Origin of the sequence: Streptomyces sp. NPDC059861, from assembly GCF_042731435.1 — a bacterium.
In the GTDB taxonomy this organism is placed as follows: Bacteria; Actinomycetota; Actinomycetes; order Streptomycetales; family Streptomycetaceae; genus Streptomyces.
The window spans coordinates 34,068-49,913 of record NZ_JBHWJQ010000020.1 but is presented as its reverse complement, the minus strand read 5'-3'; the positions used below and the strand labels follow the sequence as shown (position 1 = coordinate 49,913).

General features: G+C 72.5%; 16 protein-coding genes. 11 read left to right on the top strand and 5 right to left on the bottom strand.

Annotated features, from left to right (window positions below; genetic code table 11):
• Positions 1-45: 45 nt before the first annotated feature.
• Positions 46-1,569: a DUF4331 domain-containing protein gene (locus tag ACFV6X_RS19175; protein WP_385384940.1), complete on the bottom strand. Its 1,524-nt coding sequence runs from the start codon at positions 1,567-1,569 to the stop codon at positions 46-48.
• Between the two features lie 204 nt (positions 1,570-1,773).
• On the opposite strand from ACFV6X_RS19175, the gene ACFV6X_RS19170 reads away from it, so the two are divergent.
• From ACFV6X_RS19170 to ACFV6X_RS19160, 3 genes are all read left to right on the top strand, one after another.
• Positions 1,774-2,316: a sigma-70 family RNA polymerase sigma factor gene (locus ACFV6X_RS19170; RefSeq protein ID WP_385384938.1), complete on the top strand. Its 543-nt coding sequence runs from the start codon at positions 1,774-1,776 to the stop codon at positions 2,314-2,316.
• A gap of 43 nt (positions 2,317-2,359) precedes the next feature.
• Positions 2,360-3,166, top strand: coding sequence for an anti-sigma factor domain-containing protein (locus ACFV6X_RS19165; protein WP_385384935.1), 807 nt, complete (start codon positions 2,360-2,362; stop codon positions 3,164-3,166).
• Between the two features lie 126 nt (positions 3,167-3,292).
• Positions 3,293-3,562 (top strand): hypothetical protein, encoded by a 270-nt coding sequence (locus ACFV6X_RS19160; RefSeq protein WP_365448303.1) that lies wholly within the window; start codon positions 3,293-3,295, stop codon positions 3,560-3,562.
• A gap of 42 nt (positions 3,563-3,604) precedes the next feature.
• On the opposite strand, the gene ACFV6X_RS19155 is transcribed toward ACFV6X_RS19160, so the two are convergent.
• Positions 3,605-4,801: a CaiB/BaiF CoA transferase family protein gene (locus tag ACFV6X_RS19155; RefSeq protein WP_385384932.1), complete on the bottom strand. Its 1,197-nt coding sequence runs from the start codon at positions 4,799-4,801 to the stop codon at positions 3,605-3,607.
• 10 nt (positions 4,802-4,811) lie between these two features.
• Here ACFV6X_RS19155 and ACFV6X_RS19150 point away from each other — a divergent pair, with 10 nt between their 5' ends.
• Positions 4,812-5,039 carry a hypothetical protein gene (locus ACFV6X_RS19150; protein ID WP_385384930.1) on the top strand — a complete coding sequence of 76 codons (228 nt, stop codon included), beginning with the start codon at positions 4,812-4,814 and terminating at the stop codon, positions 5,037-5,039.
• Here ACFV6X_RS19150 and ACFV6X_RS19145 read toward each other — a convergent pair.
• The 3 genes from ACFV6X_RS19145 to hmgA are packed head-to-tail and all read right to left on the bottom strand — an operon-like array spanning position 5,036 to position 8,361.
• Positions 5,036-6,181 carry a type ISP restriction/modification enzyme gene (locus ACFV6X_RS19145; protein WP_385384928.1) on the bottom strand — a complete coding sequence of 382 codons (1,146 nt, stop codon included), beginning with the start codon at positions 6,179-6,181 and terminating at the stop codon, positions 5,036-5,038. The genes ACFV6X_RS19150 and ACFV6X_RS19145 overlap by 4 nt on opposite strands.
• Positions 6,182-6,207: 26 nt before the next feature.
• The gene (locus ACFV6X_RS19140) at positions 6,208-6,957 is read right to left on the bottom strand and encodes a GntR family transcriptional regulator (RefSeq protein WP_385384926.1); all 750 of its coding nucleotides are present in this window, start codon (positions 6,955-6,957) and stop codon (positions 6,208-6,210) included.
• Between the two features lie 27 nt (positions 6,958-6,984).
• Positions 6,985-8,361, bottom strand: a complete 1,377-nt coding sequence (hmgA, locus tag ACFV6X_RS19135; protein WP_385384923.1) for a homogentisate 1,2-dioxygenase — start codon at positions 8,359-8,361, stop codon at positions 6,985-6,987.
• 165 nt (positions 8,362-8,526) lie between these two features.
• On the opposite strand from hmgA, the gene ACFV6X_RS19130 reads away from it, so the two are divergent.
• The 7 genes from ACFV6X_RS19130 to ACFV6X_RS19100 all read left to right on the top strand — a co-directional run bounded on the left by ACFV6X_RS19130 (position 8,527) and on the right by ACFV6X_RS19100 (position 15,786).
• Positions 8,527-9,114, top strand: coding sequence for a hypothetical protein (locus tag ACFV6X_RS19130; protein ID WP_385384920.1), 588 nt, complete (start codon positions 8,527-8,529; stop codon positions 9,112-9,114).
• Positions 9,111-9,728 (top strand): TetR family transcriptional regulator, encoded by a 618-nt coding sequence (locus tag ACFV6X_RS19125; protein WP_385384917.1) that lies wholly within the window; start codon positions 9,111-9,113, stop codon positions 9,726-9,728. Before ACFV6X_RS19130 ends, ACFV6X_RS19125 begins: the two co-directional genes overlap by 4 nt.
• Positions 9,729-9,865: 137 nt before the next feature.
• Positions 9,866-12,118: a molybdopterin oxidoreductase family protein gene (locus ACFV6X_RS19120; RefSeq protein WP_385384915.1), complete on the top strand. Its 2,253-nt coding sequence runs from the start codon at positions 9,866-9,868 to the stop codon at positions 12,116-12,118.
• A gap of 133 nt (positions 12,119-12,251) precedes the next feature.
• A complete protein-coding gene (locus ACFV6X_RS19115) occupies positions 12,252-13,676 on the top strand; it encodes a CitMHS family transporter (RefSeq protein WP_385384912.1) in 1,425 nt (474 codons plus the stop codon).
• Positions 13,677-13,719: 43 nt separating this feature from the next.
• A complete protein-coding gene (locus tag ACFV6X_RS19110) occupies positions 13,720-14,964 on the top strand; it encodes an MFS transporter (RefSeq protein WP_385384909.1) in 1,245 nt (414 codons plus the stop codon).
• A gap of 87 nt (positions 14,965-15,051) precedes the next feature.
• On the top strand, positions 15,052-15,219 hold the full coding sequence (locus ACFV6X_RS19105) for a hypothetical protein (RefSeq protein WP_385384906.1): 168 nt from the start codon (positions 15,052-15,054) through the stop codon (positions 15,217-15,219).
• A 108-nt stretch (positions 15,220-15,327) separates the two neighbouring features.
• A complete protein-coding gene (locus ACFV6X_RS19100; RefSeq protein WP_385384903.1) occupies positions 15,328-15,786 on the top strand; it encodes a DUF3574 domain-containing protein in 459 nt (152 codons plus the stop codon).
• Positions 15,787-15,846 lie beyond the last annotated feature (60 nt).

Below are 15,846 nucleotides of genomic sequence, written 5' to 3'. Positions count from 1 at the left end.
CGTGGGGGATGGGAGGGGTACGGGCCGCGCCGTTCGGTGGGGGCGTCAGTACGCGCGGCCCCGCATGCGGCGCCACCACATCAGGGCCGCGCCGATCAGCAGGATTCCGCCCGCACCCGCGCCCGCGGAGGCGGCGATCAGGGTCGTGTCGTCCGAGCCGGCGGGCTGGAGGGCGTCACCGATCTGACTGCGGACGTCGTTGCCGCCCGAGGCGCCCTTGGCCAGCGGGCCGCGCGAGCCCTCCGTCGGCAGCGCCAGGTACGGGAAGGCCTTCTCGAACTCCTTGTCGTTCTTGTCCACCGCGTCGCCCAGGTCGTTCTTGGCGCCGAGCAGTTCGCCCTCGACGACCTGGAGGGAGGCGTCGATCACGTCGTCCGTGAGACGGCGGCCGTTGGGGAAGCCCGCGTTGTCGCCGTCCAGGACGCCGAGCCGCTTCGGTGTCGTGGCCGGCTTGACGGACGTGTTCAGGCGCAGCATCTCGGAGGGCGTCACATGGGGCGGCTGGTTGAGGTCCTTCACGCCCTTGAGGAAGACGTCGACCAGGTCGTTGCGCGGCTCGGCGGGCGCCGGGATCTTGTAGATCGCCTCGATCAGCCCGGGCAGTTCGGGGTGGGTGACGTTCTCCAGGAACTGGGCGTCGTCCCAGGGCCCGGACGCGTTGAAGGTGTCCTTGTCCTCGATCGGGTTGACGACCTCGTTGACCAGCGGATTGCCGAGGCGCGAGACCTGCCGGAAGTGCCCCTGGGCGTTCTTGCGCTGGGTCGTCGACCAGATGCCGACGACGGGCTGGTGGGTGGACTCCTGGATCAGGTGGTTGGGCACCTGGAGGGCGATGGAGTTGACGTTGTAGCCCTTGAGCGTGTCGTTGCCGACCTCGGAGAGGTTCCCGCCGTAGAGCAGGTCGAAGACCCGCAGGTCCAGGAAGAACGGGTCGTCGGCCTGACCGGCGAACGTCGTGGAGCCGCCCGCCAGTTCGTGCACCGCCGCCTTGCGCAGCCCGGCGTAGTCGGGCATGGACGCCTTGCCGACGTTCGACGGCGCGACCGGGACGTCGTCCGCGATCTTCGTGCGGGACACCAGCCGCTGCTTCTTCAGCCGCAGCAACTCGATGTCGTAGGTCTGCGTGACGTTGAGGTCCTTGTCGTCCAGGGTCTCGACGGCACCGGTGTTGTAGAGGAACGTCTTCTTGTTCTTGACGTGCGTCCTGAACGTGTAGCGGAACAGCAGCTCGCCCTGTCCGTCACCGTTGTTGTCGATGTGGAGGTCGTACTGGGCGTCCTCGGCGAACGTGAAGAAGTTCGGTCCGCCGGCCGGCTCCTCGAACGGGATCCAGTTCGCGATGATCGTCGTCGTGTCCGGCTTGTCCGGGCTGACGAACGCGTACACGTCGGTGTTGTCGTACTGCGGGGTCCCCGATATCAGCGGGGCCTCCCGGTGACTGGAGGCGGCTGCCGCCCCCGGTTCCAGTGCCGTCACGCCGGCGGCCGCGAGCCCTCCGGCGGCCAGCGCACCACAGACGAGGGTGGCGACGCTCCTGAGTCCCGCGCCGCGCTTGGAGATAGCTGTCATGCCGTCCGTCCTCAGTGCCAACTTGCCTGACGCCGGGGATTCGAAGCCGGGGGTGGACCGGATTGGTCGGACGGGAAATTGTTTTCCCGGCTGCCCGACCCGCGTTTTCGGCGAGCTGATCCGTAACCCCATCCGGAGGTGCGTGCGTTGCGAATGTCTGGTGTGACGGGGCGGCCGGGGTGCGGTCGCGGAAAGGGGGAGCGCGTGGAGGCGGACAGACTGCTGATCCGCGTCGCGGGCGGGGACCAGATGGCGTTCGAGGAGCTCTACGCACTGGTGTCCGGGCCCGTGTTCGGGCTCGTCAAGCGAGTGGTGCGGGACGCGGCGCAGTCCGAGGAGGTGGCCCAGGAGGTGCTGCTCGAACTGTGGCGGTCCGCCGCCCGCTTCGACCCCGCCCGTGGCAGCGCCCTGTCCTGGGTCCTCACGCTCGCCCACCGTCGTGCCGTGGACCGGGTGCGCAGCGCCCGCGCGGCCGGCGAGCGCGAGCAGCGCGAGGCACTGCGCTCCGGGACGCCCGCCTTCGACCAGGTCGCCGAGGAGGTGGAGGCCGGGCTCGAACGCGAGTGGGTGCGCCGGTGCCTGAACCGGCTCACCGCCCTCCAGCGGGAGTCCGTCACCCTCGCCTACTACGACGGCTACACCTACCGTGAAGTGGCCGAACGGCTCTCGCTGCCGCTCGGCACGGTCAAGACCCGGATGCGCGACGGACTGACCCGGCTGCGCGAGTGCCTCGGAGGAGTCGCGTGAGCTTCCTGGACCGTTCGCACCCCCAGGGCCGAGGGGGTACGGCATGAGCCTGCTCGACCGGCTGCGCGGCCGCGCCGACCTGCACAGCCTCGCCGCCCCCTACGCGCTCGACGCCCTGGAGCGGGACGAACGCGCCCGCTTCGAGAAGCACCTGGCGGCCTGCGAGCGCTGCGCGCGGGAGGTACGGGTGCTCTGTGAGGACGCCGTGCGGCTCGCCTGGTCCACGGCGGCCCCCGCGCCGGCCGCCCTGCGCGACCGCGTGCTGGCCGCCGTACGCACGACCCCGCAGGAACCGCCGCGCGCGCGTGCGGCGGCGCTGCCTCCGCACGTGTGGGGTACGCAGCCCACCCCGGCGCGCGCCCGCACGCCCCGGACACGCCCCCTGTTCGTCCCGTTCGCCACCGCGACCGCCGCCGCGGCCCTGGTCGTCGCCGCCCTCTTCGCCGTCCAGGCGAACCGGACGGGCGACCAACTGGCCGCCGAGCGGGACAGGTCACGTGAGATAGCCCACGTCCTGGCCGCCCCGGACGCCCGTGCGGCCACCGGACGGGATGCCGAGGGAAGAACGATCGGAGTGATCGCCTCCGCATCGGAGGGGCGCGCGGTCGTCACCCTGAACGGGTACGACAAGCTGCCGGGCGACCGTGTGCATCAACTGTGGCTCATGCGCCCCCAGGCGCAACCACGCTCCCTGGGCCTCCTGGACGGCGACACGCCCTTCGTCGCGAACGGCCTGGACAGAGCGGCGACGTCACTCGCTGTGACCGTCGAGCCCGACGGAGGCTCACTCCGGCCCACCACGCAGCCGGTTGTCCAACTCGCCCTGGAATCGGTTGGATTCGGAGGGTGATCGAAGAGGGATGGTCAACGCCCTTACGGGGAAGGTGAATCCTGTGACCGCGATACACGCGTGCCCCAAGGGGGAGATAGGGTTACCCTGCCCGGGCCGGGTGGACTCGTACGGGTGGGGAGTGACATGGAACAGATAACAGTGCGCAGCAGGGCAAGGGTCCCTGCGATCACCTGCGGGAGCAGCGCGACCAGTTCGCGTCTCGACCGCCATCTCTCGGTGCTGGCCGGCCCCGCCGTCCCGCAGCGCGAGGCGGCCGAGGCGACCTCGCTGATGCGTGAGATAACTGCACGTGACACCTCGCACGAGCGCAGCGACCGGGTGTCCCGGGTGCGCCGGGTCTCGCTCTTCGCCCCGCTGCGTCGCCTGCGCCGTTCGCTGTTCGGCGGCCGCTGACCCGCACGAACGTCCCCCGACGCACTCTTCGAGGGCCCGCGCTCAGACAGCCACACCGTCCCGGCGCAGCGCTGCGATCTCGCCGTCCGTCATCCCCACGGCACGCAGTAATGCTTCGGTGTGCTGCCCGAGCGCGGGTACGTCTCCGCTCCGCGCCGGCTCCCCACCCGGCCAGGTGATCGGGGGCAGCAGCGCCTTGAGCGGCCCGGCGGGCGAACCCACCTCCCGCCACCGCTCCCGGGCCGCCAGCTGCGGATGCTCCGCCACCTCACGTACGTCCCGCAGCCGGGCGCACGCGATCCCCGCGGCCTCCAGCCGGGCCTGTGCCTCGTCGGCGGTCAGCGCCGCCAGCGCCCGCGCGACCCGCGCGTCCGTACGTTCCCGGTGCGCCACCCGCGCCGCGTTCGTCGCGAACGCCGGATCACTGCCCAACTCGGGCTCGCCGAGAACCTGTTCGGCGAGCCGCCGCCACTCCCGGTCGTTCTGCACCGACAGCAGCACCCGCCCGCCGTCCGCCGTGGCGTAGGCGTCGTAGGGGGCGATGACGGCGTGCGCGAGGCCTGTGCGCGCCGGTGGTGCGCCGTCGTGCATCACATGGTGCAGCGGATGCCCCATCCACTCGGTGAGCGCCTCCAGCATCGACACCTCCACCGGCCCGCCCCGCCCGGTGGCGCCGCGCCTCACCAGCGCCGCCAGCACACCCGAGAAGGCGTACATGGCCGCCGCGATGTCCGCCGCGGGGATCCCCGCCTTCACCGGCTGCTCGGGCGTCCCCGTCACCGACACCAGCCCGGCCTCGCACTGCACGAGCATGTCGTACGCCCGCTTGTCGGCGTACGGCCCCGACGCCCCGTAGCCGGAGATGTCGACGGCGATCAGCCGCGGGTGCGCGGCGCACAGCGTGGCCGCGTCCAGCCCGAGCCGTGCCGCCGCCCCCTGCGCGAGGTTCTGCACGAACACGTCGGCCTCCGCCACGAGCCGCCGTACGGCGTCCAGTCCGCGCGGGTCCTTCAGGTCCAGCGCGATGGATTCCTTGCCGCGGTTGCACCACACGAAGTGCGAGGCGAGGCCACGCGCCGCGGTGTCGTAGCCGCGTGCGAAGTCGCCGCCGTCGACCCGTTCGACCTTGACGACCCGGGCGCCGAGATCGGCGAGCTGCCGGGTGGCGAAGGGGGCGGCGACGGCCTGTTCGACGGCGACGACGGTGATGCCCTCCAGGGGCAGGGGAAGACGGTCCATGGGGTGGATCATGTCCCGAGCGTGCCCGCCTTGTCAGCGGGGCCGGTCGTCAGCCCTGGCCGCGGCGGCCGTGCGGATCGCGGACGCCGAGGCATGGACGCGGATCCCGATGCGGCGGGTCGCCGCCGAGCCGAGCTGCGGCACGGTGTCGCTGTACAGCTACGCCGGCCACCGCATCCGGATCCACCGGGCCCGGGTGCTGGACTGCTTCGGGCCGGAGCGGCAGGGCGACGGCTAGAGCAGGGCGAACTGGCCTTCCGGGCCCTCCTCGCGGTGGTCCAGGACCGAGGCGGGGCGGCGGGCCGGGGCCGGGACCGGCAGGACCCCGGCCGTGCGCAGCTCGGTCGCGGTGAGGGTCGACTCCGTGCCCAGCGGGGGGAGTTCGGCCAGCAGCGTGAGGACCGTGATCAGCTCCTGCAGCTCCGAGGTCCACGTCTGGGGCCAGGTCGCCGGGCGGATCGCGAGGAGCGTGCCGGGGTCGCCCTCGGCCGTCCGGGCCGCGAACCAGTGCTCCAGGACGCGGACACCGCCCGCCTCGAAGTCCCAGGCCTGGGACGGCACGGGGGAGACGCGGCCCTCGTCGAGGTACAGGGCCTCCTCGTCGCGGTCGTAGCGGAGCGTGCGGGGCCGGGCGGGGAGCGGGGCACGGACGTAGGGGCGGCGGCCGCCGGGCAGTTTGGGGCGGTCGCCGTCGCGGCGCAGCAGCCAGAGCATGCGCCGGCCCCGCTGTACGCCCTGCGACCAGAGCGCGGGGTCCTCGGTGAGCGGCACCGTGAGGTCCGCCCGCACCGCGCTCAGGATCCACGCCAGGACGTCGACCGGGCCGGCGGCCTGTCCGAGGCGGTCGGCCAGGTGCTCCAGCAGGCCGGGGGCGAGGTTCGGCTCGGCGCCGCCGGGGCGGCGGTACAGGGGCCGTACCCGGCCGGGGCGGAGCAGCGGGACCAGGGACGTGGCCAGTAGGCGGGGGCCGCCGCCCTCGGGGTTCTCGACCACGAACACCTGCTGTTCGTCGGTGACCCGCCACAGCTCCGGCCGGGCCGCGTCGATCAGCCGGTGGTCCGGGATCAGCCACTGCTCGTCGAAGGGCGCCGGCAGCACACGGACCGGCTCCGGGCAGGGGCCCTGCGCGCGCAGCAGCTTCTCCGTGCCGGTGGAGCGGCCCGGCAGCTGCCCGACCGCCGAGTGCAGGGTGCGGGAGCGCGAAGGTTCGAACAGGGCCTCGCGGTCCGCGCCCTCGGCCTTCATCAGGGCGTCCCAGCGGGCCTTGAGGGTGGACGGGTCGGGGGCCGTCGGCCACCCCCGGCCGATTCGCGGCGGTGCGACGGACCACGGCATGAGGTCCGCGAGCAGCGGAGCGTCGTCGTGCGTCACGCCCGGCATCGTACGACGGCCCTCCGGCGCGTGGGTCAGGTGGCGTCCAGCGTCACCGTGAAGGAGAAGCGGTCGCCCCGGTAGTGGATCACGGCGACGTCCAGCACCCGCCCGGAACCGTCGTACGTCACGCCCGTGTAGTGCAGGATCGGGCTCAGCAGCGGCACGTCGAGCAGGCGCGCCGTCTCCGGGTCCGCGAGCCGGGCCTCCACCGTGTCCGTGATGCGGCTGATGTCCGCCCCGACCACGTCCCGCAGCACCTTGGTCATCGGCCGGCGGCCCAGATCGTCCAGGTCGATCCGGTCCGCCACCTCCGGGCGGACGTAGTTGTGGGCGTGGTTGGTCGGCTCGCCCGTCTTCTCGTCGCTGCGCAGCCGGTGGTACGTCGCCACCTCGCCGAGGTCCGGGAAGTACTCGGCGAGTTCCGCGGGCACCGGCGCGTGCCCGTGGTCCAGCAACTCGGCGGTCATGCCGGACTGCTGGGCCACGATCGCGTCCACCGAGCCCAGCAGCCGCACCGGGGCGCCCCGCCGCGCGCTGGGCTCGATGAACGTGCCGCGCCTGCGGTGGCGGCTGATCAGGCCCTCGTCCTCCAGCTCCTTCAGCGCCTGCCGCATGGTCAGCACGCTCACGCCGTAGTGCCCCGCCAGTTGCTCCTCGGTCGGCAGGCGCAGCGGGTCCCGGGGCGAGCGGCCGAGTATCGAGGCGCGCAGCGACTGCGACACCTGGTACCAGAGCGGCAGCTTGCGGTTCAGGACGATCGAGTCCGGGGCGAAGGAGGTCACGGGGCCATCCGTACCGGCAGGATTCGGTCAGTGCAAGGGGCGGAAGTGCCGCTCCATGCCCTGCCACACGTCGTCGTAACGCTGTTGCAGGTGTTCCGCCTGCTCCGCCTGCGGTGTCAGGGTCATCGGCCAGCGCGTCTCGAACATGAACGCCAGCCCGTCGTCCACCCGCTGCGGCCGCAGCTCGGCCGCGCTCGCCCGGTCGAACGTCTCCCGGTCCGGGCCGTGCGCCGACATCATGTTGTGCAGCGAGCCGCCGCCCGGCACGAACCCCTCGGCCTTCGCGTCGTACGCGCCCTCGACGAGCCCCATGTACTCGCTCATCACGTTCCGGTGGAAGTACGGCGGCCGGAACGTGTCCTCGCCCACCAGCCAGCGCGGCGCGAAGACCACGAAGTCCACGCCCGCGAGGCCGGGGGTGTCGGACGGCGAGGTGAGGACCGTGAAGATCGACGGGTCCGGGTGATCGTAGGAGATGGTGCCGATCACATTGAAGCGGCGCAGGTCGTAGACGTACGGCACATGGTTGCCGTGCCAGGCGACGACGTCGAGCGGTGAGTGGTCGTACGTCGCCGTCCAGAGGTTGCCGCAGAACTTGTTGACGACCTCCACCGGGCCCTCGACGTCCTCGTACGCCGCGACCGGCGCCCTGAAGTCCCGTGGGTTGGCGAGGCCGTTGGCGCCGATCGGGCCGAGATCGGGGAGGCGGAAGGGGGCGCCGTAGTTCTCGCAGACGTAGCCGCGCGCGGCCGGGCCCTGCCCGTCGTCGGACCCCGCGTCCAGCAGCTCCACGCGGAAGCGGACCCCGCGCGGGACGAGCGCGACATGGCCGGGCTCCACCGCCAGCAGCCCGAACTCCGTGCGCAGCAGCAGACCGCCGCGCTCCGGCACGATCAGCAGCTCGCCGTCCGCGTCGCTGAAGACGCGATCCATGTCGGCGTTGGCGTGGTAGAGGTGCACGGCCATGCCGGTGCGCTGGGTGACGTCGCCGTTGCCGCCCAGGGTCCACAGGCCGGCCAGGAAGTCGGTGCCGGGCGGCGGTTCGGGCAGGGGGTTCCAGCGCAGCCGGTTCGGGTCGGGCACGGTCTCGGTGAAGGGGGCCGTGCGCAGGCCGCCGTTGCCGGTGCGGGTGAACGCCGGGTGCGCGGCCGAGGGGCGGATGCGGTAGAGCCATGAACGGCGGTTGTGGGCGCGGGGCTCGGTGAACGCCGTGCCGCTGAGCTGCTCGGCGTACAGGCCGAGGGGTGCGCGCTGGGGTGAGTTCCGGCCTTCGGGCAGTGCGCCCGGGAGGGCCTGCGAGCTGTGCTCGTTGCCGAATCCGGAGAGGTAGGCCAGCCCTTCGGCGGTCTTCCGCGCTGCCCCACGCTCGAACACGCTCGCGCGGGAGGTGCCCCCATCGCTCATGATCGCTGCTCCCTCGCCCGTCGATTCCTATGGTTCACCGTAGGATTGCGGTTGCTCCGGCGCAAGGGGGATGTCCGGCCTCCTCTCGGCGGAGGACGGAGGACGGCCGAGAACCAGACTCCAGGGGGATTCGGGGTGTCGCACCGGTGTTCTACGCTCGCCGACATGTCGTGGACGCGTCGATCCCGTGCCGCGCTCGCGGTCTGTGTCCTGTCGGTGGCCGCAGCCGCGGGCTGTGGCACCGGCGATGCCGGGGAGCGGGAGAACGCGGAGTCGCCGCCGGCGGTGGGCCGGCTGCTCGACGACACCGACGAGGCCGGGCGCCCCTATCGTGAGGTGCGCGAGGAGGACGCGCCCGAGATCGGCATAGAGGTGCAGCCCGACGCCTCCGGCGCCGGATGGGACGTACGTCTGCGCCTTGGCGACTTCGGCCTCTCGCCGGCCGGTACGGCACCCAGGGCGGTGCCCGGGCGGGGCGTCGCCCGCCTCTTCGTGGACGGCCGCCCCGTCGCCGAACTGCGCGACCCCGAGCACCGCCTGGCCGCCGGCCTGGTCCCCCGCGGCACGCACCAGGTGACCGCGCGGCTGTACGCCGACGACGGCACCGTCTGGGCGGTCGACGGCGAGCCCGTCGAGTGCACGGCCGACATCACCGCGTCGGGCAGCGAGTCGGCGGCCACGACGAGTGCACCGGGCGCGGAGATGCGTAGCGGGGGTGGAGGTTCACCGGGTCCCGGCGGAAAGGCATCATGAAGCCCGTGCCCCACCCGACCACGCTCCGTCGTGCGCCCGTCCAGCGGCGCAGTGCCGAACGGCTGACCCGCATCCTCGACGCCTGCGCCGACCTCCTCGACGAGGTCGGCTACGACGACCTGAGCACCCGCGCGGTCGCCCAGCGCGCCGGTGTTCCCATCGGCTCGGTCTACCGCTTCTTCGGCAACAAACGGCAGATGGCCGACGCGCTCGCCCAGCGCAACCTGGACCGCTACGCGGAGCGGGTCACCGCCCGCCTGAAAGGCGCCGAACAGGGCGACTGGCGGGCCGCCATGGACGCCGTGCTGGACGAGTACCTCGTCATGAAGCGCACCGCGCCCGGCTTCTCCCTCGTCGACTTCGGCAACCAGATCCCCGTCGGCAGCCGGCAGGCCGAACCCAACCACCGGGTCGCCGACCGGCTCACCGACCTCCTCGGCGGCCATCTCACCCGCGAACCCGACGCCGAGCTGCGCCGTGTCTTCCTGATCGCCGTGGAGACCGCGGACGCCCTGGTGCAGCTGGCGTTCCGGGTGGATCCGGAGGGGGACGCGGACATCGTCGCGGAGATGCGGGAGATGCTGCGGGCGTACCTGGGGCGGGTGCTGGACTGACGGGAGCCGGGCGGCCGTCCGGGCGCCCTCTTCCTCTTCGGAGATCCTCTTCACGCAAGGGCTCCCCTCCATGCATACCGGTCGGTATGCTCATCCCGTCCGTGCGTCGCCGTCGTCGTCAGACCCCGGGAGGACCCGTGTCCCGCACCGCCCTGCGAATCTGTCCCTTGTGCGAGGCCACCTGCGGGCTGACGCTCACCATCGAGGGGACCCGGGTCACAGGGGCCCGCGGTGACCGCGACGACGTCTTCAGCGAGGGGTTCATCTGCCCCAAGGGCGCCTCCTTCGGGGCGGTCGACGGCGACCCCGACCGGCTGCGCGGGCCGCTCGTGCGCCGGGACGGGGAGCTGCGCGAGGCCAGTTGGCAGGAGGCGTTCGACGCCGTGGCCGCCGGGATCCGCCCGGTCGTCGAGCGGTACGGGGCGAACTCCGTCGGGGTCGTCCTCGGCAACCCCAACGTGCACACCATGGCCGGCGCGCTCTACCCGCCCGTCCTGATCGGCGCCCTCGGCACCCGCAGCGTGTTCACCGCGTCCACGGTCGACCAGATGCCCAAGCACGTCTCCAGCGGACTCCTCTACGGCGACGCGAACGCCATCCCCGTGCCCGACCTCGACCACACCGGCCACCTGCTGCTCATCGGCGCCAACCCGCTGGAGTCCAACGGCAGTCTGTGCACCGCGCCCGACTTCCCCGGCAAGCTGAAGGCGCTCAAGGCGCGCGGCGGCACGCTCACCGTGATCGACCCGCGCCGCACCCGCACCGCCAAACTGGCCGACCGTCACATCGCCATCCTCCCCGGCGCGGACGCCCTGCTGCTCGCGGCGATGACGCACGTCCTCTTCGAGGAGGACCTGGTCGCGCTCGGCGACCTCGCGCCGCATGTCGAGGGGCTCACCGAACTCCGGGAGGCGATGGCGGCCTTCACTCCCGAGGCCGTCGCCGGTGCCTGCGACGTCGAGCCCGCCGTGACGCGTGCCCTCGCCCGGGAACTGGCCGCCGCCCCCACCGCCGCCGTCTACGGGCGCATCGGCAGCTGCACGGTCCCGCACGGCACGCTCGCCAGCTGGCTCGTCGACGTCCTCAACATCCTCACCGGCAACCTCGACCGGCCGGGCGGTGCCCTCTTCCCGCAGGCCGCCACGGACCGGACACCCCGTCCGGCCGGACCCGGCCGCGGCTTCGCGCTCGGGCGCTGGCGGTCCCGGGTGAGCAAGCACCCCGAGGCGAAGGGCGAGCTGCCGCTCTCCGCGCTCGCCGAGGAGATCGACACCGCCACCGAGGAGGGCGAGCCGGTCCGGGCGCTGATCGCGGTCGCCGCCAATCCGGTGCTGTCCGCGCCCGACGGCGCCCGGCTCGACAAGGCCCTCGGCTCGCTGGACTTCATGGTCAGCGTCGACCCGTACCTGAACGAGACCTCGCGCCACGCCCACGTCGTGCTGCCGCCGCCCCCGCCGTCCCAGAGCGCCCACCACGACTTCGCCTTCAACACCCTCGCCGTGCGCAACCAGGTCCGCTACACCCGCCCCGCCGTACCGCTGGAGCCGGGCCGGATGGCCGAGACCGAGATCCTCGCCCGGCTCGTGCTGGCGGCCTCCGGCATGCACGGCGCCGACCCCGGTGCCGTGGACGCCATGGCCGTCGAGCAGACCCTCGGCAAGGCGGTGACGGAGCCCCACTCACCGGTGCACGGCCGGGACCCGAAGGAACTCGCCGCCCGGCTCGACGGCGACACCGGCCCCGAGCGGCGCCTCGACATGATGCTGCGCCTCGGCCCGTACGGGGACGGCTTCGGCGTACGGCCGGACGGGCTGAGCCTCGTGAAACTGCTCGCCCATCCGCACGGCGTCGACCTCGGGCCGCTGCGCCCCCGGCTGCCGCAGCCGCTGAAGACGGCGAGCGGGAAGGTCGAGCTGCTGCCGGCGCCCCTCGCCGGCGATCTGCCGCGTCTGCGGCAGGCCATGACGGAGCGCGCCGCCGGTCTCGTGCTCGTCGGGCGCCGCCATCTGCGCTCCAACAACAGCTGGATGCACAACGTCCCCGCCCTGACCGGCGGCACCAACCGCTGCACCTTGCACATCCACCCCGAGGACGCCGACCGGCTCGGCGTGCGCGACGGGGCGCCGGTCCGGGTGAAGGGCGCCGGGGGAGAGGTGACGGCCCCCGCCGAGGTCACCGACGGCGTACGGCCCGGCGTGGTCAGCCTCCCGCACGGCTGGGGCCACGACCGCCCCGGCACCCGTCTCACCCACGCCGCGACCGACCCCGGCGTCAACGTCAACCAGCTCCTCGACGGCAGCCGGCTCGACCCGCTCTCCGGCAACGCGGTCCTCAACGGCGTGCCCGTGGAACTCGCGCCGGTGACCGAAAAGCTCACCGCGCTGACCTGAGCAAAGCTGTGACCAGGAGTTTTGCGCTTATTGCTCGCACGTCAACATCTTGTTAACGCCGATTGACGGGACCTAACGTCGTCGAACCGCCGGCCCTGGTGGGAGTTCAAGGGCGAACGTTAGGTATCCACTCATGCTGACCATCCTCGGCTTCGCCATGATCGCGACCTTCCTGGTCCTGATCATGTTGAAGAAGATGTCGCCGATCGCGGCGCTCGTGCTCATCCCCGCACTCTTCTGTGTGATCGTGGGCAAGGGCGCGCACCTCGGCGACTACGTCATCGACGGAGTCTCCAGCCTCGCCCCCACCGCGGCGATGCTCATGTTCGCGATCGTCTACTTCGGGGTGATGATCGACGTCGGTCTGTTCGACCCGATCGTCCGGGGCATCCTGAGGTTCTGCAAGGCCGACCCGATGCGCATCGTCGTCGGTACGGCCCTGCTCGCCGCGATCGTCTCGCTGGACGGTGACGGCTCGACCACGTTCATGATCACCGTCTCGGCGATGTACCCGCTCTACAAGCGGCTGAAGATGAGCCTGGTCGTGATGACCGGTGTCGCGGCGACCGCCAACGGCGTGATGAACACCCTGCCGTGGGGCGGCCCGACCGCCCGCGCCGCCACCGCCCTGAAGCTGGACGCCAGCGACATCTTCGTCCCCATGATCCCGGCCCTCGCCGTCGGTCTGGTCTTCGTCGTCGCGCTGTCGTACGTCCTCGGTCTGCGCGAGCGCCGGCGGCTCGGTGTGCTGACCCTGGAGGAGGTGCTGGAGGAGGAGAAGGAGACGGTGCTCGTGGGCACGGGCGGCGTCGGCGCGGGCGCCGCCTCCCGTGCGGGCACCCAGCAGGTCACCGGTGGAGCCGGCGCCGGTGCCGGTGCCGGAACCGGCGCCGAGGACCTCGGCGAGGACGACGACTTCCAGGGACTGGACCCCGACCGCCCCACCCTGCGCCCCAAGTTGCTCTGGTTCAACGCGCTGCTCACGACCGGCCTGCTCACCGCCATGATCATGGAGCTGCTGCCGATCCCGGTGCTGTTCCTGATCGGCGCCGCCCTCGCACTCACCGTCAACTTCCCGAGGATCCCGGACCAGAAGGCCCGCCTCGCCGCGCACGCCGACAACGTCCTCAACGTCTCCGGCATGGTCTTCGCCGCCGCCGTCTTCACCGGTGTCCTGCAGGGCACCGGCATGGTCGACAGCATGGCCAAGTGGCTGGTCGACGTCATCCCGGGCAGCATGGGCCCGCACATGGCCCTGGTCACCGGTGTGCTGAGTCTCCCGCTCACCTACTTCATGTCCAACGACGGCTTCTACTTCGGTGTCCTGCCGGTCCTCGCCGAGGCCGGCGCGGCGCACGGCGTGACGCCGGTGGAGATGGCCCGCGCCGCGCTGGTCGGCCAGCCGCTGCACATGTCCAGCCCGCTGGTCCCGGCCGTGTACGTGCTGGTCGGCATGGCGAAGGTGGAGTTCGGCGACCACACGCGGTTCGTCGTGAAGTGGGCGGCCATGACCTGTCTGGTGATCCTGGGCGCGGGCATCCTGTTCGGCATCATCTGACGTCACCGCACCCGACCTACTTCACGCCAGGAGGTACACGACCATGGGGCCCGGTGGGAACCGCGGCTGGCTGCTCCGCCTCGTCATCGCCTTCAGCTTCGCGCAGGGGGCGGTGTCGATGGCCCGGCCCGCCGTCTCCTACCGGGCCCTCGCGCTGGGCGCGGACGAACGCGCGGTCGGTGTGATCGCGGGGGTGTACGCCCTGCTCCCGCTGTTCGCCGCCGTTCCGCTGGGCCGCCGTACCGACCACGGCCGTTGCGCGCCCCTGCTGTCCGCCGGTGTCGTCCTGACAGCGGGCGGCTGCGCGCTCAGCGGCCTCGTCGGCTCCCTCTGGGGGATGGCGATCTGGAGCGGTGTGATGGGCCTCGGTCACCTCAGCTTCGTCATCGGCGCGCAGTCGCTGGTCGCCCGCCGGTCCGCCCCGGACGAACAGGACCGCAACTTCGGGCACTTCACCATCGGTGCCTCACTCGGGCAACTGGTCGGGCCCGTCGCGGCCGGTGCGCTGATCGGCGGCCACGACATGGCGGACAGCAGCGCGCTCGCCCTGCTCGTCGCGGGCGTGGTGGCCGCGCTCGCGTTCACGTCGCTGTGGCGCACAGAGAGCCGTACTCCGGACATGTCCCCTGCGACACGCGGCGAGCGTGTCCCCGTGCGGGGCATCCTGCGGGCCCGGGGTGTCCCCACGGGCATCCTGATCAGCCTCTCCGTGCTGTCCGCGACCGACGTCCTCACCGCCTACCTGCCGGTGGTCGGCGAGCACCGGGGCATCGCCCCCTCGGTCATCGGCCTGCTGCTCAGCCTGCGCGCGGCGGCCACCATCGCGTGCCGGCTCGTCCTGACCCCGCTGCTGAAGCTGGGCCGCACCCTGCTGCTCACGCTGAGCTGTCTGCTGGCGGCCCTGCTGTGCGCCGCGATCGCGCTGCCCGTGCCGGTGTGGACGCTGGCGCTGATCCTCGCGGCGCTCGGCTTCTGCCTCGGCGTCGGACAGCCGCTGTCCATGACGACGGTCGTCCGGGCGGCCCCGCTCGAGGCCCGCTCCACCGCCCTCGCCCTGCGCCTCACCGGCAACCGCCTGGGCCAGGTCGCGGCCCCGGCGACGGCGGGCCTGATCGCCGGGGTGGCGGGGGTGGCGGCCCCGTTCGTGATGCTCGGCGGGTTGCTGCTGCTGTCGGCGGGGGTCGCGATGCGCTCGCGGGCGCACCGGGACGGGGAGCGGACACCCCCCGCCGACCGACGGCTCTCGCCCCGCCCGACGGAGCGCGGGCGGGACAGCAACGTCACCTGAAGGCACCGGCGGTGCGCTCGTGCCGGCAGGCGCGCGAACAGGACAGCGGGCGAATCCACACAGCCCGCCGGGATCCGGCGGACTGCCGTGGCATTTCGTGGCAAACCACAGCGTCTGCGACGCGGCAAGGGGGTGGAGGGCGTCTTCACCACCTTCCCGAGCGACGTGGCCTTCGTTCACCCCGACGCCAAGGGCCACCAGAACGCCGCGAACCACGTCGCCGCGGCGATGCTGGACGCTCTGGGCGTGAACTGACCGGATCCGCGTTCCTGGGGTGCCCTCGACCTCCCGTACGGCAGGCGGTTTCCGGCCTTTCGGCGCGGCCGCCGCGTCGCGTGGCGCCCCGACCGGTAGGCAAGGGCCATGACCCTTCGACTCACCCGCGCCCGGGTCGCCCTGGCGACCGCCGCCACCCTGCTCGCCGTCGGGGCGCCCACCGCGTACGCCACGCTCGGCGAGGAGACCCCTGCCGCCCCCACCCCGGTGCGCGGTGCGGCGTACGCCGAGACGCGACTGCTCTTCGGTACCGCGCGGCCCGAGGGTAGACCGGCCGTCACCGAGCGGCAGTTCATGGCCTTCGTCGACAAGGAGGTGACCCCGGACTTTCCGGACGGGCTCACCGTGCAGAGCGGGCGCGGGCAGTGGCGGGACGCGGGCGGCACGATCGTGAAGGAGCGGTCGTACGAGCTGATCCTGCTGTATCCGGCGGGCGAGGCGGCGGCCAGGGACCGGAAGGTCGAGGAGATCCGCCGGGACTACGAGAAGGCCTTCGGCCAGGAGTCGGTCGGTCGCGTGGACGATCAGGTACGCGTCGACTTCTGAGCCGCTCGGCGGTGTTGCCGTAGCCCCCTGCCGGGCCTGGCGCGGAAAAACTATCGCCGC